Source organism: Streptacidiphilus sp. MAP5-3, from assembly GCF_041262505.1.
Taxonomy (GTDB): Bacteria; Actinomycetota; Actinomycetes; order Streptomycetales; family Streptomycetaceae; genus Streptacidiphilus.
This window is the reverse complement of the sequence record NZ_JBGCCL010000013.1, coordinates 12,027-34,015: the sequence shown is the minus strand read 5'-3', so window position 1 is coordinate 34,015 and position 21,989 is coordinate 12,027. Positions and strand designations below refer to the sequence as shown.

17 protein-coding genes are annotated in these 21,989 nt (G+C 70.7%); 4 read left to right on the top strand and 13 right to left on the bottom strand.

Annotation, left to right across the window (positions count from 1 at the left end):
* Positions 1–113 precede the first annotated feature (113 nt).
* On the top strand, positions 114–1,484 hold the full coding sequence (locus ABH928_RS20250) for a flavin-containing monooxygenase (RefSeq protein ID WP_370068402.1): 1,371 nt from the start codon (positions 114–116) through the stop codon (positions 1,482–1,484).
* 170 nt (positions 1,485–1,654) lie between these two features.
* Here ABH928_RS20250 and ABH928_RS20245 read toward each other — a convergent pair whose 3' ends face one another.
* The 5 genes from ABH928_RS20245 to ABH928_RS20225 are packed head-to-tail and all read right to left on the bottom strand — an operon-like array spanning position 1,655 to position 5,574.
* The gene (locus tag ABH928_RS20245; protein WP_370068400.1) at positions 1,655–3,007 is read right to left on the bottom strand and encodes a cytochrome P450; all 1,353 of its coding nucleotides are present in this window, start codon (positions 3,005–3,007) and stop codon (positions 1,655–1,657) included.
* Between the two features lie 15 nt (positions 3,008–3,022).
* Positions 3,023–3,652 carry an ATP/GTP-binding protein gene (locus ABH928_RS20240; RefSeq protein ID WP_370068398.1) on the bottom strand — a complete coding sequence of 210 codons (630 nt, stop codon included), beginning with the start codon at positions 3,650–3,652 and terminating at the stop codon, positions 3,023–3,025.
* Complete coding sequence (locus ABH928_RS20235; protein ID WP_370068396.1) at positions 3,627–4,004, bottom strand: DUF742 domain-containing protein; 378 nt, start codon at positions 4,002–4,004, stop codon at positions 3,627–3,629. The genes ABH928_RS20240 and ABH928_RS20235 overlap by 26 nt, the downstream gene beginning before the upstream one ends.
* Positions 4,001–4,402, bottom strand: a complete 402-nt coding sequence (locus ABH928_RS20230; RefSeq protein ID WP_370068394.1) for a roadblock/LC7 domain-containing protein — start codon at positions 4,400–4,402, stop codon at positions 4,001–4,003. Before ABH928_RS20230 ends, ABH928_RS20235 begins: the two co-directional genes overlap by 4 nt.
* On the bottom strand, positions 4,399–5,574 hold the full coding sequence (locus tag ABH928_RS20225; protein ID WP_370068392.1) for an ATP-binding protein: 1,176 nt from the start codon (positions 5,572–5,574) through the stop codon (positions 4,399–4,401). Before ABH928_RS20225 ends, ABH928_RS20230 begins: the two co-directional genes overlap by 4 nt.
* Before the next feature lie 471 nt (positions 5,575–6,045).
* On the opposite strand from ABH928_RS20225, the gene ABH928_RS20220 reads away from it, so the two are divergent.
* Positions 6,046–6,909, top strand: coding sequence for an inositol monophosphatase (locus ABH928_RS20220; protein ID WP_370068390.1), 864 nt, complete (start codon positions 6,046–6,048; stop codon positions 6,907–6,909).
* Between the two features lie 123 nt (positions 6,910–7,032).
* On the opposite strand, the gene ABH928_RS20215 is transcribed toward ABH928_RS20220, so the two are convergent.
* From ABH928_RS20215 to ABH928_RS20190, 6 genes are all read right to left on the bottom strand, one after another.
* On the bottom strand, positions 7,033–7,506 hold the full coding sequence (locus tag ABH928_RS20215; protein ID WP_370068388.1) for a hypothetical protein: 474 nt from the start codon (positions 7,504–7,506) through the stop codon (positions 7,033–7,035).
* An 82-nt stretch (positions 7,507–7,588) separates the two neighbouring features.
* Positions 7,589–8,782, bottom strand: coding sequence for an RtcB family protein (locus ABH928_RS20210; RefSeq protein ID WP_370068386.1), 1,194 nt, complete (start codon positions 8,780–8,782; stop codon positions 7,589–7,591).
* Between the two features lie 406 nt (positions 8,783–9,188).
* On the bottom strand, positions 9,189–10,715 hold the full coding sequence (locus ABH928_RS20205; RefSeq protein ID WP_370068384.1) for an MFS transporter: 1,527 nt from the start codon (positions 10,713–10,715) through the stop codon (positions 9,189–9,191).
* A 226-nt stretch (positions 10,716–10,941) separates the two neighbouring features.
* Complete coding sequence (locus ABH928_RS20200; protein ID WP_370068382.1) at positions 10,942–11,652, bottom strand: TetR/AcrR family transcriptional regulator; 711 nt, start codon at positions 11,650–11,652, stop codon at positions 10,942–10,944.
* Between the two features lie 286 nt (positions 11,653–11,938).
* Positions 11,939–13,324 carry a M16 family metallopeptidase gene (locus ABH928_RS20195; RefSeq protein WP_370068380.1) on the bottom strand — a complete coding sequence of 462 codons (1,386 nt, stop codon included), beginning with the start codon at positions 13,322–13,324 and terminating at the stop codon, positions 11,939–11,941.
* Positions 13,321–14,655, bottom strand: coding sequence for a M16 family metallopeptidase (locus ABH928_RS20190; protein ID WP_370068378.1), 1,335 nt, complete (start codon positions 14,653–14,655; stop codon positions 13,321–13,323). Before ABH928_RS20190 ends, ABH928_RS20195 begins: the two co-directional genes overlap by 4 nt.
* Positions 14,656–14,948: 293 nt before the next feature.
* On the opposite strand from ABH928_RS20190, the gene ABH928_RS20185 reads away from it, so the two are divergent.
* Positions 14,949–17,426: a DNA topoisomerase (ATP-hydrolyzing) subunit A gene (locus ABH928_RS20185; protein ID WP_370068376.1), complete on the top strand. Its 2,478-nt coding sequence runs from the start codon at positions 14,949–14,951 to the stop codon at positions 17,424–17,426.
* 125 nt (positions 17,427–17,551) lie between these two features.
* Here ABH928_RS20185 and ABH928_RS20180 read toward each other — a convergent pair whose 3' ends face one another.
* Together ABH928_RS20180 and ABH928_RS20175 are read right to left on the bottom strand one after the other, a co-directional pair.
* Positions 17,552–18,322, bottom strand: a complete 771-nt coding sequence (locus ABH928_RS20180; protein ID WP_370068374.1) for a GNAT family N-acetyltransferase — start codon at positions 18,320–18,322, stop codon at positions 17,552–17,554.
* Positions 18,323–18,576: 254 nt separating this feature from the next.
* Positions 18,577–20,229, bottom strand: coding sequence for an IucA/IucC family protein (locus ABH928_RS20175; protein WP_370068372.1), 1,653 nt, complete (start codon positions 20,227–20,229; stop codon positions 18,577–18,579).
* Positions 20,230–20,339: 110 nt separating this feature from the next.
* Here ABH928_RS20175 and ABH928_RS20170 point away from each other — a divergent pair, with 110 nt between their 5' ends.
* Entirely contained in the window at positions 20,340–21,983 is a 1,644-nt protein-coding gene (locus tag ABH928_RS20170; protein ID WP_370068370.1) for an IucA/IucC family protein, read from the top strand.
* Positions 21,984–21,989 lie beyond the last annotated feature (6 nt).

Genomic DNA, 21,989 nt, shown 5'->3' with positions numbered 1-21,989 from the left:
AGTGTCACCCGCCGCGTCATGTGATGGGGTGTGAGGCGAAGATACGTTGGGCAGTCAATTCGGGTGAGAGTTCGACGACGTCCGGCATTTGTCCGTGCCCCTGGGGAGGAACGTTGAGCGTGTGCGTGATAGGCGCGGGTCTGTCAGGACTGGCAGCCGCACACGCGCTCAGACGGAGGGGCGTCGACTTCGTCTGCGTGGAGAAGGCGGCGGACGTCGGCGGCATCTGGCGCATGCCGGGAGCCGGTGAGCCGGGTCCGGGGTACCAGGCGCTGCACCTCAACACCGCCAAGCAGCTCACCTGCTACGCCGACTTCCCGATGGCGGACGAGCTGCCGCACTATCCCCGGCACCACGAAGTCGCCGCCTACCTGCGGTCCTTCGCCGACTGGGCCGGTCTGACGCCCCATGTCGAGCTGCGCACCGAGGTGGTCGCCGTCGAGCAGGAGCCCGACGGGCGATGGACGGTCACGAGTCGGAACGCCGAAGGGGTGGAAACACGGCGGAGCTTCGACCATGTGGTCGTCGCCTCCGGACACCACTCGCTGCCCGCGCTGCCGAACCCGTTACCCCCGGGCGCCGAGTCGTTTGCAGGAACAATTCTCCACTCCATGGACTACATGGACGGCCAGGACTTCGCCGGAAAGCGGGTCGTGGTGGTGGGCCTGGGCGCGTCCGCGGTGGACATCGCCGCCGACCTCTCCCGACACACCGAGCAGACGGTGCTCTCCGTGCGCCGGGCCCTGCACATCGTGCCCAAACAGCTCTACGGCACACCCGTGGACCTCATCGCCGACGCGCCCCTGTTCACCGACATGTCCCTCGCCGAGCAGGTCCACTTCATCGAGCAGTCGCTGCTGGTGGCGCGCGGCAAACTGTCCGACTACGGGCTGCCCGAGCCCGACCACCCGATCTTCTCCTCGGCCATCACGATCTCGGACGAGATCCTCAGCCGGATCCGCCACGGCGCGGTGACGCCGAAGCCCGCCATCGCGTCGCTGGACGGCGACCGGGTCGTCTTCACCGACGGCACCTCGGTGGCGGCGGACGCGATCGTCTACTGCACCGGCTTCCGCATGGACTTCCCGTTCCTGCCCGACAACTGCCCGTTGAGCCCGGAGGGGCCGGTCCGGCTCTACCGCCGGATCGCCTCGCCGGACCTGCCCGGGCTGCTCTTCGTGGGCCTGATCCGCCCCGTGGGCTCGATCACCCGCCTCGTGGAGGCCCAGGCCGAGTGGGTGGCCGGAATCGTCGAGGGCGAGTTCGAGCTTCCTCCGGCGGAGGAGATGCGCCGGGAGATCGACGCGTACCTGGGCAGCATCGCGGAGCGCTACGGGCTCTCCGAAGGCAGCTCGGTCCAGGTCGACTTCGGTGGGTACCTGGCCCAACTCGGCGCAGCGGCCAGGACCAGTCCGACGAGCGAACTGAGCGCCCTGCGTGCGCTGAGCGAACTGGTCGAACTGACGCAGCTGCAGAACGTCTGAGCCCAGGACGGGCGCAGCCCACCCGGCGGCCCGGAGAAGCACCGAGCCCCCGCGGATCACCAGGATCCGCGGGGGTTTCTCTACTCTCGGCTTTCTGCCCTCGACTCACTGCCCTCGACTCGCTGCTCGCTGCTTTCTGCCCTCCGCAGATCAGCAGCGCCGGAGGCGGGTCACCCCTTCAGCCAGCCGAGGAACTGGCTCCAACGACCGCCCTTTTCGACCTTGCCGGCCTCCGGCACGCTCCGCCCGACCCGGGCCGACGGCTCCGAACGCTGCGTCTGCGCGCCGGGCCGATGAGTGATCTCGGCTGGGGTGAACCGTGCAGGCAGGGAGTTCAGCCCGCGACTGAAGCTGCCGGGACGCCATGTCAGGCTCCGCTCAGGGACGGCGAGTTCGAGGTCCGGGAGCTGGTTGAGCAGGTTCTCGACGGCCGTCACCGTGATCTGACGGGCCGGTTCCTTGGACGGGCAGGCGTGCGGGCCTGCGCTCCAGGCCAGGTGGGCCCGGCTGTTGGCCGCGCGCGCCGCGGAGAGCTCCGGGCTGGTGTTGGCGGCGGCGAGGCTGACCAGCATCAGCTCCCCGGCCCGCACCAGCTGGCCGGCGAACTCCATGTCGGTCACCGGATAGTGCGCCGCGAAGTTCGCCATGGGCGGGTTCTCCCACAGCGTGTCGTCCAGCGCGTCGTCGATCGGCCCGCCCTTGTGCGCGTAGCCGTCGTCGGTGAGCACCCGGTGCAGCACGTTTCCGACGAGGTTGCGCAGCGGCTCCACGCCGGCGCCCAGCAGCAGCGCCAGCTGGTGGAGCAGCTCCTCGTCGTTCAGCTGCGAGTGATGCTGCATCAGCCACGAGGCGACGTCGTCGCCGGGCCGACTGCGCTTGAGCGCGACCAGTTCCCCGACTGCGCCGAAGAGCACACCGGCCGCCTGCTCGGCGTTGATGCCGTCGAATATCCCGGTGATGCCGAACATCACGCGGTCGCCGATGTCGGCGGGGCAACCGAAGAGCTCGTTGAAGACGAAGAGCGGCAGCTGCTTGGCGTAGTCGCCGAGCAGGTCGACCGAACCCCGGTTGCTGAACTGGGAGATGAGGTAGTTGGAGGCCTGCTCGGTGATGCGGGTCACGCGTCGCTGCTCGACCCGGGCCATGCTGTCGGTCACCGCCTGACGGAGCCTCAAATGCTCGGCGCCGTCGGTGAACATGCAGTTGGACCGGTACGCGAGCAGCGGCAGCACCGGGCTGTCCGCCGGCACCCTGCCCTCGTTCAACTCCCGCCAGCGGCGCGAGTCCTTGCGGAAGGACGCCGAGTCCTGCAGCAGACGCAACGCGGCCTGGTAGTCGGTGACCAGGGTGGCCTCGACGCCCGGGGCGAGCTCGACCGGGGCGGTCGGCCCGTAACCGCGCAGGTAGGAGTAGTACGCCTGCGGGTCGGCCGCGAACTCCGGCCCGTACAGCGGCACTCGGCCGCCCAGGGCGTGCGCCGGGCACCCGGGCGGGGGAACCGGGGTGGAAGAGCGAGCGTCCATGTCTGCGTGTGGCTCCTAGCCCGCGCGGGCCAGCAAATAGCTGACGAGGGTGGTCAGTGCGGCGGCCGACGACTGCTCGTCGCGCGCGTCGCAGGTGACGACGGGGGTGTCGTCGAGGAGGTCCAGCGCCTCCCGCAGCGAGGCTTCGGCGCGCTCCGGATTGCCGTCGAAGTGGTTGACGGCGATCGCGTAGTCGAGTCCGTACTGCTCGATCAGGTCGATCACGGCGAACGAGTCGGCGAGCCTCTCCGGGTCGACGAGGACCAGCGCGCCGAGAGCGCCCCGGGCCATGTCCTCCCACATCTGCACGAACCGCATCTGGCCGGGCGTGCCGAAGAGGTAGAGCACCACGCGTTCGCTGATGGTGAGTCGGCCGAAGTCCATGGCGACCGTGGTGGTCGTCTTCCCCCGGACTCCCTTGAGGTCGTCGATGGCCTCGGCTGCCCGGGTCATCGTCTCCTCGGTGGACAACGGCTCGATCTCGGAGATCGACCCGATGAACGTGGTCTTGCCCACCGCGAAGTGCCCGACGACGAGGATCTTCACCGCCGTCTGGGTGGCCCCGGCGGAGACGTAGTCGCCCTCGCCCAGGTTCCGGCGTGCGTCAAGACGCGGGCGTTCATCCAAACTTGGCTCGGAGGCCATTGAGCACCTCCTCCAGGAGCTCCTTGTCGGCAAGACGGGCGCGGGCCACCGGCGGGCGGGTGAGCACGTAGCCACCGTCCTTGAGGGCCGCCAGCACGATCCGGACCACGCCCAACGGCAGCCGGGTGTGCCCCGCTATCTCGGCCACCGAGAGGTAGCCGGCGGAGCAGAGGTCCAGCAGCCGCAGCTCCTCCGGCGACAGCCGGGTGGGCCGCTGCCCCTGGTCGGGAGCCGCCGTGACCAGCGTGATCAGGGAGAGATCGCCGTCGTCCGGCAGACCGCGTCCCTTGGTGATGACGTACGGCCGAACTAAGGCGGCGGACTCCGGCTCCCACTCCTCGGGGCGGGTCATGAATGCGCCCCGAGGTTCTCGCGCGGCGGAGCGGCGAGGAACTTGCCCAGCTGGCCGACGAGTTGCTGCATGCGGAAGGTGATGTCCTGCATGTCGACCTCCGGCGTGGCGGAGACGGCGAGGTAGGCGCCCTCACCGGCGGAGATCAGGAACACCCAGCCGCCGTCGAACTCGACCAGGGTCTGCCGCCACTGCTGACTCGAGTCCTCACAGAAGAACCCGAGCGATCGACTGAGCGACTGCACACCGCTCATGGCGGCGGCGACCCGGTCCGCGTTGTCCTTGTGGAAGTCCTGCGTCCGGGCCATCAGCAGACCGTCGGCGGAGATCAGGACCGCGTGCAGGGCCCCGGGAATCTCCAGGGCGCTGTCGAGCATCCAAGACAGATCGTTGTTCACGAGAAGTCATGCCCTTCACTGCTTGCACCACGCAGGGTGCTCGTCTGGTCCGCACCGTCCGGTTGCACAGCCCGGCCCGACCGGGTGCCCCGCTGGAAGGCGCCCATGATCGCGGCGGTCTGCGCGCCGGAACGCGGCGCGGAAGCCGGGCCCTGCTCGCCCGTGGGCACGATCGCCATCGGCCGCTTGCGCCGACGCATCGGCAGGCCGTCCGCGGTCGCACCGACCGGCAGACCGGGCTCGGGGAGCATGGCAGGCGGCGGGACCGGGGCCGCGGCGGGCGCGGCCGGGGCGGGTGTCTTCTTCTCGGGCATGCTGGTCAGCAGTTCGTGCGGCAGCAGGACCACCGCCCGCACGCCTCCGTAGGGGGACGAGGAGTCGACCGACACCTCGAAGCCGAAGCGCTCGCAGAGCACTCCGATGACCGCCAGGCCGAACTGCGGCGGATTGCCGAGACCCGCGACACCCGAGACCCGATCGGTGTTGAGCAGTCGGTCGGCGCGGGCCCGCTCCTCGTCGTTCATGCCGACACCGGCGTCGTCCACGACGATGACCACGCCCTTGGGCACGGTGCGGATGTTGATCTCGACGACGGTGTCCGGGCTGGAGTAGCTGGTCGAGTTGTCGAGCAGCTCGGCCAGGGCGAGCGCCACCGGCTCGACGGCCCGGCTGGAGATGCCGAAGTCCACCTGGGAGAGGATCTCCACCCGGCGGAAGTGACGCACCCGGCCCTGGGCGCTGCGGACCACGTCGTAGACCGAGGCCACGTCGCGGTGACGCCCCAACCAGCCGTCGCAGAGCACCGCGATGGACTGCGCGCGCCGGGCGAACTGGGAGTTGGTGTGGTCGATCTCCATCAGGTCCTGGAGGATGACCGACTCGCCGTACTTGCTCTGCAGCCGGGAGAGGATCAACTGCTGCTCGGCGGCGAGGCCCTGCAGGGTCCGCATGGCGGACTTGAGTACGGTCTTCGTCGCTTCCTCGGCCTGCTCCTGGGCCGCGGCGACGGACTGCGCGTAGTGGTGCTCCAGATCGGAGTAGTGCTCTCTGAGCCCGTGGATCTGCTGCCGCAACGCGTCGGCCGACGTGCGTTGGCGGACGACGAGCACGACCGCGACGAGCAGGGCGACGACGAGAGCCCAGAGCACCGGGTTCTCCAAGTAATCCGTCATAAGACTCTCTTCAGGCAACTGACGGCCGGCTGCCGAATCCCCCGCACCCGCAGGGTGGACCCGTCCGCTCCGCAAAGCGAGGTGATCGTATCATCGGCTCGGCATGCACCCGACGAAACGTCCCGCGCCCTTGAGGATCCGTCTCATTCAGTTCACACACCCGTAATTGACGGTCCGACGGACTGCGGATGTGTGCGGCGGAAACCCTTGGCAGCGCGGCCCTGGCCACTGCGGCGCGGCGCCTCCGTCGACGCATCCGGACGACCTGGCTCCAGCTGTATGTGTCCGGGGAAGTCGTGCCCCCCACACACGGGATCTGCACATGCGGACGGTCCTGGTTCACCCGTCCCCCTGTCGACGGATGAACCAGGACCGCTGGCGAGCGATCAGCGGAGCCCACCTCGTCGCCCCGGTCCGTTCCGGCGCGAGGTTCGAGAACGGCATCCGGGGTGAGCGCGGCAAAGTGACGGCATGACTTGTACTCATCCCGACTCCGCATTCGCCCACCGCCTGGCCGATGCCGCCGACGCGATCGCACTGCGGAGCTTCCGCTCTGGCGGCACCGCGTGGCGCGCCAAGAGCGATGGGAGCCCCGTCAGCGTCGCCGACGAGCAGATCGAACACACCCTGCGCAACTTGATCCAGCGAGAACGCCCCGGCGATGCCGTGCTCGGCGAGGAATTCGGCGCCGCAGGGTGCGGGCAACGTCGCTGGGTCATCGACGCCATCGACGGCACCGCCAGCTTCCTGGCCGGCGAGCCGGAATGGAGCACCCTGATCGCACTCGAAGAAGACGGCACCGTTGTGCTGGGGTTGGTCACCGCACCGGCCCTGCGCCGCCGCTGGTGGGCAGCTCGAGGAACCGGCGCATGGACACAAGCCACGGATCCCGCCGCCTCCGCACCCGTTGAGCGTGTGACCATCACCGGCGCGAGCAACCTCGGCGACGCTGCCATCGGCATCTGGCCCCCGCCCGCGCGCTTGAGTCCAGCCGATCTGACCGTCGCCGCCCGCATCGCCGCCGCCGTCCGTAGCACCAGACCAGAGGCGGACTGGACCGACCCCACACGTTCATCCGGCCCGATCCGCAAGCCCTCCACCGGAACCGGAACCTGCCACGGCGCCCTGCTGGTCGCCACGGGACAACTCGACGCGTTCCTCCTGCTCGGAGCCGGCCCCTGGGACATCGCAGCGCTCGTCCCCATCGTCGAGGAAGCGGGCGGCACCTACGCCGGACTCACCGACGCCCCGTCCACCGACACCACTGCATCCGCTCTGTTCACCAACCCCAGCCTCCGCCAGGAGATCATCAACATTGCAAACCACACGTTTTGACAATTGCTCAGCCCAGCCCCACAGCCAAGATGCCGTTCCCGGCCGCCCTCGGGTTCGTCATCTTGCTCAGACGGCGCCCTCACAGCTTGAGGAATTGCCATCCCTCAAGGCGTGGATGACATATCAGCGGCTACGCCTCCGAGTGAGAGCGGATCTGGCGGTGTTCCGGACCCGTCGGGTGCGGCCGGTCTCAGCCAGGACGGCGAGAGCATCGGAGGAGTCCAGGCTCTCGGCGATCTTGCGCTGCAGCCAGTCCGACGAGTCGGTCAGCGCACTAGGAATCCACGGCTGCGCCAGCGCAACAGCCCTGAACAGCGACCACTCGTGAAGCCGCTGGACCAGGAAGGGGCGCGGTTCGACGATCCCGGCCATGGCCTGTGCCCAGGATGCGTACTCTGGGCTTTCCAGCAGGGCGCTTGCCCGCCTGTCGAGGTGCCGGACGATCGCGGACTGCGCCATCACCAGGTCCGGGTCCGTGAGAACCGTGGTCACCAGGCCGGGCTCGTCCTCGTCCCGCACCTCTGCAAGTGCTCGCAGGTGGTCGGCGAATCGGAGGTGCTCGGGCGGCTCCTCCTCGCCGATGACCCGGGTGCTCATGTCTCCTGGTCCTGACGCCGACCAGGAGGATGCGGACGCGAACCTTCACGGCTCGCGCCCGCACCCGTACTCGTGCCACCCATCAACCCTTGACGCAGACGACCTGCTTCAACTCGGCCACGACCTCGACCAGGTCGGTCTGTTGGGCCATGACCTTCTCGATCGACTTGTACGCGCCCGGGATCTCGTCGACCACACCGGAGTCCTTGCGGCACTCCACCCCCCGGGTCTGCTCCTCCAGGTCGCGGACGCCGAAGCGCTTCTTCGCCGCCGTCCGGGACATCTTCCGACCCGCGCCGTGCGAGGCCGAGTTGAACGCGTCCGCGTTTCCCAGGCCACGCACGATGTAGGAGCCGGTGCCCATCGAGCCCGGGATGATGCCGTGGTCTCCCGCGCCCGCGCGGATCGCGCCCTTGCGGGTGACGAGCAGGTCCTCGCCGTCGTAGCGCTCCTCCGCCACGTAGTTGTGGTGGCAGCTGATCACTTCTTCGAATCCGACCCTGGCCTTGGGGAACTCGCTCCGGACGGCGTCCTGGAACAGCGCCATCATCACTGCGCGGTTGCGCTGCGCGTACTCCTGCGCCCAGAACAGGTCGGACCGGTAGGCCTCCATCTGCGGCGTGGCCGCGATGAAGACCGCCAGGTCGCGGTCGACCAGGCCCTGGTTGTGCGGGAGCGAGCGGGCGACGCCCATGTGGTGCTCGGCGAGCTCCTTGCCGATGTTGCGGGAACCGGAGTGCAGCATCAGCCACACCGAGCCGGACTTGTCGAGGCAGACCTCGACGAAGTGGTTGCCCGAGCCGAGTGACCCCATCTGCTGCAGGGCACGCTCACGCCGCGCCTTGACCGCCGGGGTCAACTCGTCGAACCGGGACCAGAAGTCGTCCCAGCCGCCCGAGGTGAAGCCGTGGATCCGGGTCGGGTCGACCGGGTCGGAGTGCAGACCACGACCGACCGGGATGACCCGCTCGATGCGCGAACGCAGCCGGGAGAGGTTGTCGGGCAGGTCGCGGGCGGTGAGCGTGGTCTTCACCGCGCTCATCCCGCAGCCGATGTCGACGCCGACCGCGGCTGGGCAGACGGCGCCCTTCATGGCGATCACGGAACCGACCGTGGCGCCCTTGCCCAGATGGACGTCGGGCATGACCGCGAGACCGTGGATCCACGGCAGCGAGGAGATGTTGCGCAGCTGCTGCAGCGCCTGACCCTCGACCGTCGCGGGGTCGGTCCACATGCGGATGGGCACGTTGATGCCCGGGAACTCGGTGTACGACATGGAAGTGTTCTCCTGGGAACAGGCTACAAGTCTGAGGACGGCAGGGCCCGTTCCCGCAGATCCCGTTCGTGGGGTGCGGTAGGAACGGCCGGTGCCGTGGAACCGGGCGCGTCAGCCCGGCAAGCCGCAGGCGGTGGAGGAGGGGCGTCGCCGCAGGGAGGCGGCGGCGCTGATGTGGCGCCTGCGTCGCAACTCGACCCGCATCGGGACTGCCTCCTCTCCACCACCTCGGGGACCGGCCTGTCACGTCCGGTCGCTGTGCCTATCAAGCCATGTTCCGACCATGGTCCGCAACGGAAATACGCGGGCGGCGGAGGAGATCCGGGGCGCACAACGGCCCCTGCACGCCACCGAAGTGGTGTGCAGGGGCCGTGGTCGTCCGTACGCCGCCGGGGACGGGGTCGGGTCAGTGCATGACCACCGGGACCGCGTCGGCGCCCTCCTCGGCACCCGCGCCGCCGCCGGCGACCGCGTGGGTGGCCGGGCGACCGGCGTTGACCAGGACGAAGACCAGGGCCGAGGCGACGAGCATGAGGCCCACCGCCCACCAGATCGCCACCGTGTAGCCGTGCACCTGCGCGAGCGGGTTGCGCGGGTCGGCGACATGGTGGGCGACCAGCCAGCTGGTGGTGGCGCTGGCGGCGATGGTGTTCAGCAGCGCGGTGCCGATCGAACCGCCGACCTGCTGCGAGGTGTTGATCATCGCCGAGGCCACGCCCGCGTCCTGCGGCCGGATGCCGAGGGTCGACAGGCTCATGGCCGGCATGAACGAGGTACCCATGCCCAGTCCGAGCAGGAACTCGGCGGGGAGGATCAGCGTCCAGTAGTTGCTGTCCACCTTCATCTGAGTGAGCATCAGCATGCCCAGCGAGGCGACCAGCAGACCCGGACCCATCAGCCAGCGGGCGGGGATGCGGGTCATCAGCCGGGTGCCGATCTGGGTCGAGCCGGTGATCATGCCGACCACCATCGGCAGGAACGCCACGCCGGTCATGACCGGCGAGTACTGCTTGATGCCCTGCAGGTAGTAGGTCATGAAGAGGAAGAGACCGAACATCCCGATGATCGCCAGGCCCAGGCCCAGGTAGGCGCCACCGCGGTTGCGGTCGAGCACCACGCGGAGCGGCAGCAGCGGGGCCTTGGTCCGCGACTCGACCAGGACGAACAGGGCCAGCAGCACCACGGAGGCCACGAAGAGACCGATGGTGGTGGCCGAACCCCAGCCGGACTCCTCCGCCTTGGTGAAGCCGTAGACCAGGGCGACCAGGCCGGACGTGGCCAGCAGCACGCCGGGGATGTCCAGACGGCTGCGGTTGCGCTGGTCGTCGCGCTCCTCGATGAAGACCGTCGCGCCGATCACGGCGATGATGGCGAAGATGATGTTGACGTAGAGCGCCCAGCGCCAGTTGAAGTACTCGGTCAGCGCACCGCCGAGCAGCAGGCCGACGGCACCGCCGGCGCCGGCGATCGCGCCGAAGATGCCGAAGGCGGTGGCCCGCTCCTTGGCCTCGGTGAAGGTCACCGCGAGCAGCGAGAGCGCGGCGGGCGCGAGCAGGGCGCCGAAGACACCCTGGAGGGCGCGAGCGCCGAGCAGCATTGTGGCGTTGACCGCTGCGCCACCGAGGGCGGAGGCGAGCGCGAAGCCGATCAGGCCGACGATGAAGGCCTTCCTACGCCCCCAGAGGTCCGCCACGCGACCGCCGAAGAGCAGCAGACCGCCGAAGGCCAGGCTGTAGGCGGTGATCACCCATTGCCGGTTGGCGTCGGAGATGTGCAGACTCTGCTGCGCGTGCGGCAGCGCGATGTTCACGACAGTGGCGTCCAGCACCACCATCAGCTGGGCGATGGCGATGAAGACCAGGGCCTTCCATCGCTTTGGGTCGAGGTGTGGCGTCGCCTGAGCGGCTGACGTGAATACTGCGGATTCAGACATGAGGGTATCCCCGGAGAAGGTGCGGCGGACGGTGCCGCCCTCGTCGCATTGCGGGCGCATGCGGGCATAAGAGGGCGTGCAAAGGTTGGGTGCTGACGGACCATGACGGTCGGTCAAGTGAAATGTCGCGAGATTTCGCGGCATCAGATCGTTCGGTCGATCAGCCGATCACTCGGTCATTCAGTCGGTCGATTCGAGGCGGAGAAGCCGCCGCGCAGGTCTGGCGTCATTGCCGACCACCGCGCTGCGAGGCCGAGAGAATGCACTCCCGACGCACGTCCTCCAAGGTCAGGGGGCTGCCTGGCAGCGGCGTGTGCGCCGGGGCACGCAGGCCGTCGAGCAGCAACTGCAGGTGGCGGTGGACGAAGGGCTGCAGGCTGTTGTAGCCCGCGCCCGGGAACGGCCGGGCCAGCTGGGCCACGGCCATCATCACGTCCGGACTTGTCACGTCGTCACGCAGGGTGCCGGCCGCCTGAGCCGCGTCGAGGATGCGCTGGACTGCCGCGTCCAGCCGCTCCTTCGTCGCGAAGATCGCGGCCTCCTCCAGGTCCGTCCACTCGGAGAGCATCGGACACAGGGCGCCGATCTTCCAGTTGACGGAGTCGTGGACGAGGCGGCTCAACGCGTCGAACGCGTCCGCCTCCTCGGCGAAGGCCTGTTCCGCGACGGCGATCGCCCGTTCCATCACTTCCAGCACCACGCCGTGCACGAGGCTGCGGCGGTCCGGGAAGTGGCGGTAGATGGTGGCGTTGCCGACGCCCGCCCGACGGGCGATCTCGTCGAGCGGCACGTCCGCGCCGAACTCGACGAAGGCGTCCTGCGCCGCGTCCAGGATCCGGGCCCGGTTCCGCGCCGCGTCAGCGCGGCGCCGGAGGCCCACGGCAGGCTTGACGCCACTCGACGGGCCACCGATGGGCGGGTCGCTGAGCTTGACCATGAGCGCTCCTTCCAGGTCTCGAGAAACGGGGACGCGTTCCCCGGTTCCAGTGTCACCCAGCTAAACGGGGACTCGCTCCCCGGAAATCCCGGATTCGAGTGTGACCTGGGTCACAATTCTCTGCGTGAGGAAGGCGCACGCGGAGTAGGCGCGGCGTAGGCGTGCAGGCGCGCGTGGTGCAGCGGGCAGCGGGGTGCAGCGGGCGGCACAACGCCGCAGCCCCCGCCGGGCCGGAGCTCGACGGGGGCTGGAGGAGCGGCTGTGCCGCAAATCCGCGAAGGGGGCCTCAGGCGGGGATGACGGTGACCTCGCCGATCCCCAGGTCCTTCAGCGGGCCGGCGATCGTCGCAGCGTCGCCCACCAGCACGGTGACCAGCCGCTCCGGCGGGAAGCCGGCGACGACCGCGGCCGTCGCCGCCGCCGTCGTCGTCTCCGCGAGGCGGCGGTAGACCTCGGCCTGGTAGGCGTCGGGCAGCTCCTGCTCCACCTGGTCGGCCAATGTGGCGCAGACCGCCGACGCGGTCTCGTAGCGGAGCGGTGCGACCCCGACCAGGTTCTGCACGGCGATGTCGCGCTCCTCGTCGGTCAGCCCCTCCGCGGCCAGGGTGCGCAGGATCTGCCAGGTGTCGGCGAGCGCAGGGGCCGTGGACTCGGTGTCGACCGAGCCGGAGATGGCCAGCAGCGCCCGGCCCTCCCCGTCCGCGCCGGAGCGCAGCGGCTGGGCGAAGGCCCGCACGCCGTAGGTGTAGCCCTTCTCCTCGCGCAGCACCTTGTCCAGACGGGAGGTCAGCGTGCCGCCCAGGCAGTAGGTGCCGAGGATCTGCGCCGCCCAGCTGTCGTCGTGGCGGTCGGGGCCGATCCGCCCGATCAGCAGCTGCGTCTGCACCGAGCCGGGACGGTCGACCACGACCACGCGGCCCGCGTCGTCGCCGCGCACCGGCGCGGGGCGACGGCGCTCACCGGGCTCCCCGGTCCACTGCCCGACGGTCTCGGCCAGCACCGCGTCCAGGTCCACGCCGGAGAAGTCGCCTACGACGACGAGCGTGGCGGTCGACGGGCGAACATGCTCGGCGTAGAACGAAGAAACGGCCGATCGATCGATCGTCTTGACCGTTTCCGCCGTGCCCGAGCGCGGACGCGACAGTCGGTCGCTCGCGTCGAACATCTCGCCGTAGAAGGCGATCGCGGCGCGGCGGGCCGGGTTGGCCAGCTCGTGGACGATCTCGTCGAGGCGGTTGGCGACCAGCCGCTCGATCTCGTGCTCGGGGAAGGCCGGGACCCGGACCGCGTCGGCGAGCAGGCCGAGCCCGCGGTCCAGCCGGGAGGCCGGGACCTCGAGCGAGACCCGCAGCACCGTGTGGTCGGCGTGGGCGTCCAACGTCGCACCCGCGCGCTCCAGTTCGGCGGCGAACTGCTCCGCGGTGAGGGACTCGGTGCCCTCGGAGAAGGCGCGCGCCAGGATGGTCGACACGCCCTCCTGCGTCTTCGGCTCGGCGTCCAGCGGCACGTCGAGGACCAGTTCGGCCGCGACCAGCGCCTGGCCGGGACGGTCGCAGCGCAGCACGGTCAGGCCGTTGGGCAGCGTGAACCGGGTCGGGGCCGGGAAGTTCCACGGCGTCGGCTGCCCCGGCTCGGGACGCGGGTGGAACGTCATGGTGGAGGCGATGGTCATGCCTGCACCTCCTCGTCATCGGCGGAGTCGGCAGCGTCGGCGTCGGCGTCGTCGGTCCCGGAGACCGGCTCATAGGTCAGCACCGCGCGGTTGTCGGGCGTCAGGTACTTCTGCGCGACGGCCTGGACCTCGGCCGCGGTCACGTCCAACACCCGTGCCAGCGCGGTGTCCAACAGCTTCGGATCGCCGAACAGGACGGAGTAGCGGCACAGTTCGTCGGCACGCCCGCTGACCGTGTCCAGCCGGTCCAGCCACTCGCGCTCGATCTGCGCCTGCGCGCGCTCCAGCTCCTCCGCCGTCGGGCCCTCGGCCGCGAAACGGGCCAACTCGTCGTCGATCGCGGCCTCGACGGCCTCGACCGTCGCCTCGCCGGAGGTCTTGGCGTCCAGCCAGCCCAGCGAGGGCGCGCCGGAGAGCCGCAGCAGGCCGAAGCCCGCGGTCACGGCCGACCGGTCGTGCCGGACCAGCCGGTTGTAGAGGCGGCTGGACTCGCCCGAGCCCAGCACCGTCAGCGCGAGGTCGGCCACGTCGGCCTCACGGGTGCCGTCGAGCGGCAGCAGGTACGCCTGCATGACCGCGCGTGAGGGGACTTCGGCGACGACGTGGTCGCGCAGCGGCACGGAGCCGTCGCGGACCACGGTGGTGCCGTCCCGCGGCGGGCGCTTGCCGTCGTGCGCCGGGATGGAGCCGAAGTACTTCTCCACCCAGGCCAGCGTCTGCTCCAGGTCGATGTCGCCGACCACCGACAGCACCGCGTTGTTGGGCGCGTAGTAGGTGCGGAAGAAGTCCTGGGCGTCCGTCAGGGTGGCGGCGTCCAGGTCCTCCATCGAACCGATGGGGGTGTGGTGGTACGGGTGGCCGTCCGGGAACGCCATCGCGGTCAGCCGCTCGAAGGCGGTGCCGTAGGGGACGTTGTCGTAGCGCTGACGGCGCTCGTTCTTGACCACGGCACGCTGGTTGTCCAGGCTCTCCTGGTCGAGCGCGGCGAGCAGGCTGCCCATCCGGTCGGCCTCCAGCCAGAGTGCCAGCTCCAACTGGTGGGCGGGCATGGTCTCGAAGTAGTTGGTGCGCTCGAAGCTGGTGGTGCCGTTGAGCGAACCGCCCGCGCCCTGGACCAGCTCGAAGTGGCCGTTGCCGGGGACCTGCGCCGAGCCCTGGAACATCAGGTGCTCGAAGAGGTGTGCCAGACCCGTACGTCCGGGCACCTCGTGACGAGAACCCACGTCGTACCAGAGGCACACGGCGGCGACCGGTGTCAGGTGGTCCTCGGAGAGCACCACCCGCAGGCCGTTGGCCAACGTGTGCTCGCTGATGGTGAATCCTTGGGCCATCCGCGTCGTTCCTTCCGGTTGCTGCGCTGTTGCGGAACTGGTTGCGGCACTGCTGCCGCACAGTCGGTCTGCTGCACTACTGTCCGTCGGGCCGGGGCCTGCCGTCCGTGCGGAAAACACCGCACCAAAACACCGCACAGGTCCCGGGAAACCCCATTGTGCTGCACCGGCAGGGGACGCGGTGGCCGGGTTTGTCAGCAGCCTGGTCCAGAATGGTCCCGACCGTGCCAGCCCCATGCCACCCCCGGGAACCTCCAGGGGGCCCGCATGCCGTCCGAGGGAGCGCCGCCGCGATGGCCCGCCGCAGTTCGCCGACCCCACCACCCGAGGATTTCGAGGAGCGCATCCTCGACATCGACGTGGTGGACGAGATGCAGAGCTCCTACCTGGAGTACGCCTACTCGGTCATCTACTCCCGGGCGATCCCCGACGCGCGGGACGGCCTCAAGCCGGTGCACCGGCGCGTCCTCTACCAGGCCAACGAAATGGGCCTGCGTCCCGAACGCGCCCACGTCAAGAGCGCCCGCATCGTCGGCGAGGTGATGGGCCGGCTGCACCCGCACGGTGACAGCGCCATCTACGACACGCTGGTGCGCATGGCGCAGCCGTTCTCCATGCGGCTGCCGCTGATCGACGGCCACGGCAACTTCGGTTCGCTCGGCAACGACGACCCGCCGGCCGCCATGCGTTACACCGAGGCCCGGCTCACCAGCGCCGCGATGTCGATGGTCGAGTCCATCGACGAGGACACCGTCGACTTCGCGCCCAACTACGACGGCAGCGAGCAGGAGCCGCAGGTCCTGCCGGCGGCCTTCCCGAACCTGCTGGTCAACGGCGTCTCCGGGATCGCGGTCGGCATGGCCACCAACATGCCGCCGCACAACCTGGGCGAGGTCGTGGCCGCCGCGCGCCACCTGATCCGGCATCCGGGCGCCGATCTCGACGCGCTGATGCGCTTCATCCCCGGCCCCGACCTGCCGACCGGCGGCCTGGTGGTCGGCCTCGGCGGCATCCGCGACGCCTACGAGACGGGACGCGGCACCTTCAAGATCCGCGCCAGGGTCTCGGTCGAGGACGTCACCCCGCGCCGCAAGGGCCTGGTCGTCACCGAGCTGCCGTTCACGGTCGGCCCGGAGAAGGTCATCGCCAAGATCAAGGACCTGGTCAACGCCAAGAAGATCCAGGGCATCGCCGACGTCAAGGACCTGACGGACCGCAACCACGGCCTGCGCCTGGTCATCGAGGTCAAGAACGGCTTCGTGCCGGAGGCGCTGCTGGAGCAGCTCTACAAGCTGACGCCGATGGAGGAGACCTTCGGCATCAACAACGTCGCCCTGGTCGACGGCCAGCCGCTGACGCTGGGTCTGAAGGAGCTGCTCGAGGTCTACGTCGACCACCGCTTCGAGGTGGTCCGGCGACGCTCCGACTTCCGTCGCCGCAAGCGGCAGGACCGGCTGCACCTGGTCGAGGGTCTGCTGATCGCGCTGATCGACATCGACGAGGTCATCGCGATCATTCGATCGAGCGACAACGCCACACAGGCGAAGGATCGACTGATCGAGCGTTTCGGTCTGAGCGACACGCAGACCGCGTACATCCTCGACACCCCGCTGCGCCGCCTCACCCGCTTCGACCGCGTCGAGCTGGAGGCCGAGCAGGACAAGCTGCACGCCGAGATCGCCGAGCTGACCGAGATCCTGGAGTCGGACTCGGTGCTGCGCAAGCTCGTCTCCGACGAACTGGCCGCAGTGGCCAAGAAGTTCGGCACCGAGCGCCGGACGGTGCTGCTGGAGGCCGGGTCGGTCGCCTCCGTCGCCGTCCCGCTGGAGGTCGCGGACGACCCGTGCCGGGTGCTGCTCTCCTCGACGGGCCTGCTGGCCCGCACGGCCGACACCGGCGCGGACGCAGCCTCACCCGAACCCGAACCGGCCGCGGACGACGGCGGCAAGCGCGCCCGTCACGACGTGATCGTCTCCGCCGTCCCGGCCACGGCGCGTGGCCACATCGGCGTGGTCACCAGCGCGGGCCGGGTGCTGCGGCTGCCCGTCATCGACCTGCCGCAACTGCCGCCGAGCGCCCACGCGCCGGTCCTGGCGGGCGGCGCCAAGGCCGGCGAGTTCCTCAAGCTCGACGCGGGCGAGCTCGTCCTGGCGCTGACCACGCTGGACGAGTCCTCCCCCGGCATCGCCCTCGGCACCGAGCAGGGCGTGGTCAAGCGCGTCGTGCCGGACTGGCCGGAGAACAAGGACGAGTTCGAGGTCGTCGCGCTCAAGGACGGCGACCGCGTCGTCGGAGCCGTCGAGCTGCGCACCGGCGAGGAGGACCTGGTCTTCATCACCACCGACGCGCAACTGCTCCGCTACCCGGCCTCCCAGGTCCGTCCGCAGGGCCGCCCGGCGGGCGGCATGGCCGGCGTCAAGCTCGCCGACGGCGTGAAGGTCCTCTCCTTCACGGCGGTCGACCCGGCCGCCGACGCCCTCGTGGTCACGGTCTCGGGCGCGTCGGACGCGCTCGACGGCCTGGGCCAGGGCACCGCCAAGGCCACGCCGTTCGAGCAGTACCCGCGCAAGGGACGCGCCACCGGCGGCGTGCGCTGCCAGCGCTTCCTCAAGGGCGAGGACCGCCTCGTCTTCGCCTGGGCCGGTCCGACGCCCGCGCGCGCCGCGACCGCCAACGGCTCCCCGGCCGAACTCCCGGGCCGCGACCCGCGGCGCGACGGTTCGGGCGTGCCGCTGGCCAAGGAGATCGCCGCGGTGGCCGGTCCAGTGTGACCGGCTGAGGAGTGACCCGGCTGAGGAATGACCCGGTGGGGTGTCGACGGCGGACTGCCGACGGCACCCCCACCGGCGTCCCATGCCTCAGCGCAGGTCAGCTCAGCAGCACAGCTCAGCTCAGCTCAGCGCAGGTCATGGGCTTCGGTCGGCAGCGACAGGTAGAGGCGGGTCCCCTGCGGCCGGAACCCCACCCGCTCGTAGACGCGCCGGGAGCCCTCGCCGGAGAACTCCAGCCAGGCCGACGCGGCGCCCCGCGCGAAGGCGGCCCGCGCCAAGGCTTCGGTCACGGCCTGCGCGATCCCCCGACCCCGGAAAGCGGGTCGCGTACCCACACCCGCCAGTTCGGCGGTCCCCACGGCCGGGGCGGAGCAGAGCGCGCCACCGGCGCAACTGCCGTCCGGGGCACGGACGAAGCGGACCGCACCGCCGTTCTCCTGGGTGCGGCGGAGCCGGGCCGCGCCTTCCGGCGACGGCTCGAACTCCCTGCCGAACGCCTCGGCGAGGGCGGAGTCGAGGGCGGCGAAGTCCGTGTCCGAGACGGGCGTCTCGACCGCCGGTCGGGGGCTCTCCGACGCCAGCAGGGTCCCCGGCGTGCAGACCAGGTAGACGTGTTCCTGCTCGGTGGTGAACCCGACAGCGCGCAGCGCAGGCTCGACGGCGGGCGCCGCATCCGGGGCGAACTCCAGGCGCGGCAGCAGCCCGCGCTCGCGGAACGCGGCGACCAGCTGTCGCACATCCGCGCCCGTCGGATCGGAACCGGGCAGCGGGGTGGCGTAGTTGACGTAGGGACTGGTGGTGGCCGGGTCGATCCCGATCACGAACCCGCCCGTCTCCACGACTTCGGGACGGCGGCGGAGATGGGCGACGGCAAAGCTCTGGACATCGATGTCCATGGGTGATGACGACCTCACGTGAATACGCGCACGACCGCGCGACACAGGGCATGGTGTGGTGTCGTGGAACCGCAGGACGGGGCAGGTCGCACGGGCGCGCGGAAGGTGCACGGGTGCTCAGCCCCGACGGCGGCCGCTGCGGGTCGCCGGGATCATTGGCGTCAGTCCTCTGTCGTCGCTCTGCTGTGCCCTGCACAGGCGGCGTCACTCTGGCATCCACCTGCACCGTCGTGCAAGGCATTTCGGTTCCGGTGCTACCGCCCTGGCCGGGCAAGCGGGTTGGGCAGCGGGATGTAGGTGGAGTCGCCGCCGTCCGCGTCGAGCCAGCGCAGCAGCAGGTTGGTCTTGGCCGGGATGTGCGGGACCGCGACGAGGTCTTCGTACTCGGACAGGAGCTGACGGGCCGTCGGCCACAGCTCGGGGGCGAGCTGCGGGTGGCGCGAGGCGATCGCTCCGGCCATCTCCGTCAGGTTGTTGACGACCAGGCAGTACAGCAGCCGGTCCCTGCCGTACTCGGGGCTCACCCCCGGGTCGGGGACCTCGGGACCGAAGCGGGTCAGCCGGGAGGCGTGGCGGTCGGTGGTGAGCTTGACGCCTTCATGGTCCCGGAACAGCACCTGTCCAGGGAGCCCGGCCGCGTCGACGGCGACCAGGACGTTCTGCAGATGGCACTCCAGCACGACGCCATGGTCACGCAGCGCGTCCAGCGCGGGCGGGGCCAGGAGTTCGACGTAGCGGCACCACCAGGCGAGCGCCTGGTCGGCGGGGAGCCGGTCGAGCGGGTTGCCGTCGAAGCCCTCGCTCACGCCCGCCGCGAGCAGCGGCGTCAGTCCGGGTGCGACGCGGCGCGCGAAGCCCTCTCGTTGCAGGACCGCGTAGGCCTCCCAGCCCTCCTCGCCGTGCCCGGCGAGGGTGCGGTAGCCCTGGTCGGCGAAGACCAGCGAGGAGAGAGCGGGCGGCAGCGCCGCCAACACCTCCTCCACAGGCTGCAACCAGCGCAGGTCGCGCAGCCAGAGGCGGCGGATGTCGTTGGTGATCCGCACCTCCAGGCTGAACTTCAGCGACAGGTCGGCGTCGGGCAGGTAGACCGTGCGGAGCGAGGAGGTCGCCCAGGCCTTCTCCTCGGTCCGGCCAAGGTCGCGGATTCGGCCGTCGGCAAGGGCGGTGAGCGTCTCCGGGGCCAGCGTCGGGTGGCTGCACAGGAGTTCGAGCTGCCACGGATGGGCGGGCAGCACCCGGTAGCCGGGGGGTGCGGCGTCGCCCCAGAGCGCGTCGATCGCGCCGGTCGCGCCCTCTCCGCCGAGAAGGTCCTCGCGCACCCCGAGCAGGGTCAGCGGGTACCGGGCGCCCGCCTCGGCCGCGTACGGCAGCCAGCTCTCCGGCACCGCGCCGCCGCGCGTCTTGGGCGCGGGGTGGTAGCGGTGCCCGGCCAACAGCGCCTGCTCGGAGCGGAGGTAGAGATCGGCGACGACCTTCTCGTCCCTGGCGGCGGCCTCCGCGCGGGCAGCGAGCAGCGCCGCGACGACGTCCCGGCTGTCGCGCATCTCCGCGCCGAGGGTGGCGTTGTCCACGCCGGTCCGGGCGCGCGCCTCCTCCTCGGCCAGCTCGACCAGGGCGTCGAACCCGTCGAGGGTCAGTCCGTCCACGGCGAGCGGCGGCTGCGGCCAACGTCCGGCGCCCGTGGTGAGGGTGCGACCGGTCCCGGTCAGGCGGTAGCCGGACGCGGCACCGGGGCGGGGCTCGGTCAGCTCCCTGACGAGGCAGTTGAGCAGCGCCGTGGCCGCCGTCGCCTCCTCCGGGCGCCAACCCGCCCAGCCGTCGCCGCCGTGGTCACCGGCGTCGACACTCTGGCCGGCCGCGTCGCGTCGGTGCTGCACGACCGCTTCCGTCCCGGAGATCCCGTCCATGCCCGCCTCCGCACCCGTACCCCGCCCGTTGGGACGGTTTGTCCCATCGGTGACGGCAGAGAATGATCTGTCCAGACGCATCCTCTCCCAGTCCGGGGTACCTCAACGTCATGCGCGCAACAGACAGTCCGGGGCCGCGTCCCGCGGAGGCCGCGTTCGCGGCCGAGCTGCACCGGGTCCGCCCGGAGTTGGACGCGGGCTTCGCCGCCGAGCTCCCGGGTGCCCGCGCGGCCGTGCTCGCCCGGCTGTGGCGGGCGCTGCATCTGGAACCGCTGCCGCTCTCCCCCGTCGACCGGCCACGGCTGTCCGGTCCCGACCGCCGCGCGTACGACATCGGCGCGCCGGATCCCGGCTACGCGGTCCGTCTGGGCACCACCGCGTACACGCACCCGGCTGCCCTGCTGGAGGCAGTACGGCTGCCCGGGGCGGACGCGCTTCTCGGCGAGATCGAGCACAGCGTGGTCTCGCTGGCGCTCTCCCGCGCAGGCGCGCGGGCGCACAGCGAACGAAAGCCGATCAGTTCGACCAATTCGATCGGACCGATCGGACCGATCGGACCGATCGATTCCGCGGGCGCCGGACTGATCGCTGCCGAGCGTTCGATCGTCGACGGTCATCCGTACCATCCGTGCTGCCGCAGCAGGCCCGGCTTCTCCGTCGCGGACCAGCTCGCCTACGCGCCGGAGCACGGTGCCGACGTCGAGTTGGAGCTGATCGCTGTGCCGGAGCAGGACGCTCTGCTGGTCGGGGCCTGGCCCGAAGCCCTGCGCGATCGCCCCTCCGGCACGCTGCTGCTTCCGGCCCACCCGTGGCAGGCCAGGACGGTGCTGCACCCGCTCGGCTTCGCCCCGAGCGGTCGCCGCCTGACCGCCGCGCCGCTGATGTCGGTGCGCACCCTCGCGCCGCTCGCCGCAGGCCCGCACCTCAAGACCTCGCTGTCACTGCGCATGACCTCCTCGATCCGCGACATCTCCGGCGGGTCGGTACGCAACGCGCTCGCCGTGTCCGGTCTGCTCGACGCCGTGGTCGGCCGACTCGGCGGCAGCCTGCGGATCACCCGCAACCTGGCGTCCTGCGCCGCTCTGCTGGACGCCGAGCCCGCCCCCGAGCTGGCGGTGATCGTCCGTCAGTCCCCGGCTGAAGGCCTGCGCGACGGCGAGCGGGTGCTGCCGCTGGCCGCGTTGGCGGAGCGTCCGCCGGCGGACGTCGATCCGGCCGAGTGGCTGGCCGCCTTCGCCCGGCTCACCTGGCCCGCGCTGCTCCGCCTGCTGGACTGGGGCGTCGCCCTTGAGGCGCACGGCCAGAACCTGCTCGTGGTGCTGGACCGGTCCGACCGGCCACGGCGTCTGGTCTACCGGGACCTCGCCGACATCCGGGTCAGCCCGGCCCGCCTCGCCCGCGCCGGGATCGACCACCCGCCCGTCACCGGGCACGTGGTCAGCGACGATCCGGTGGAGCTGCGGCGCAAGCTGTTCGGCTCACTGGTCGGCGGGGCCTTCGGCGGCCTGGTGTCCGGCTTCGGGGGCGGAGACCGGTCGGTGGAGGCCCGGCTCTGGCACACGGTCGCCGCCGAGGCACGGGCAGCCGCGACGCAGGTACTGCACGACCCCGCCGACCGCCGCGCCCTGCTGCACGAGCCACTGCCGCTCAAGGCACTCACGCTGATGCGGCTCGACGGGGCGACCCCGGGCGACCGATGGACCACCGCGGACAACCCGCTCGCCCCCTCCGGTGGACAGCCGCAGAGCTGGTAAGGCTAC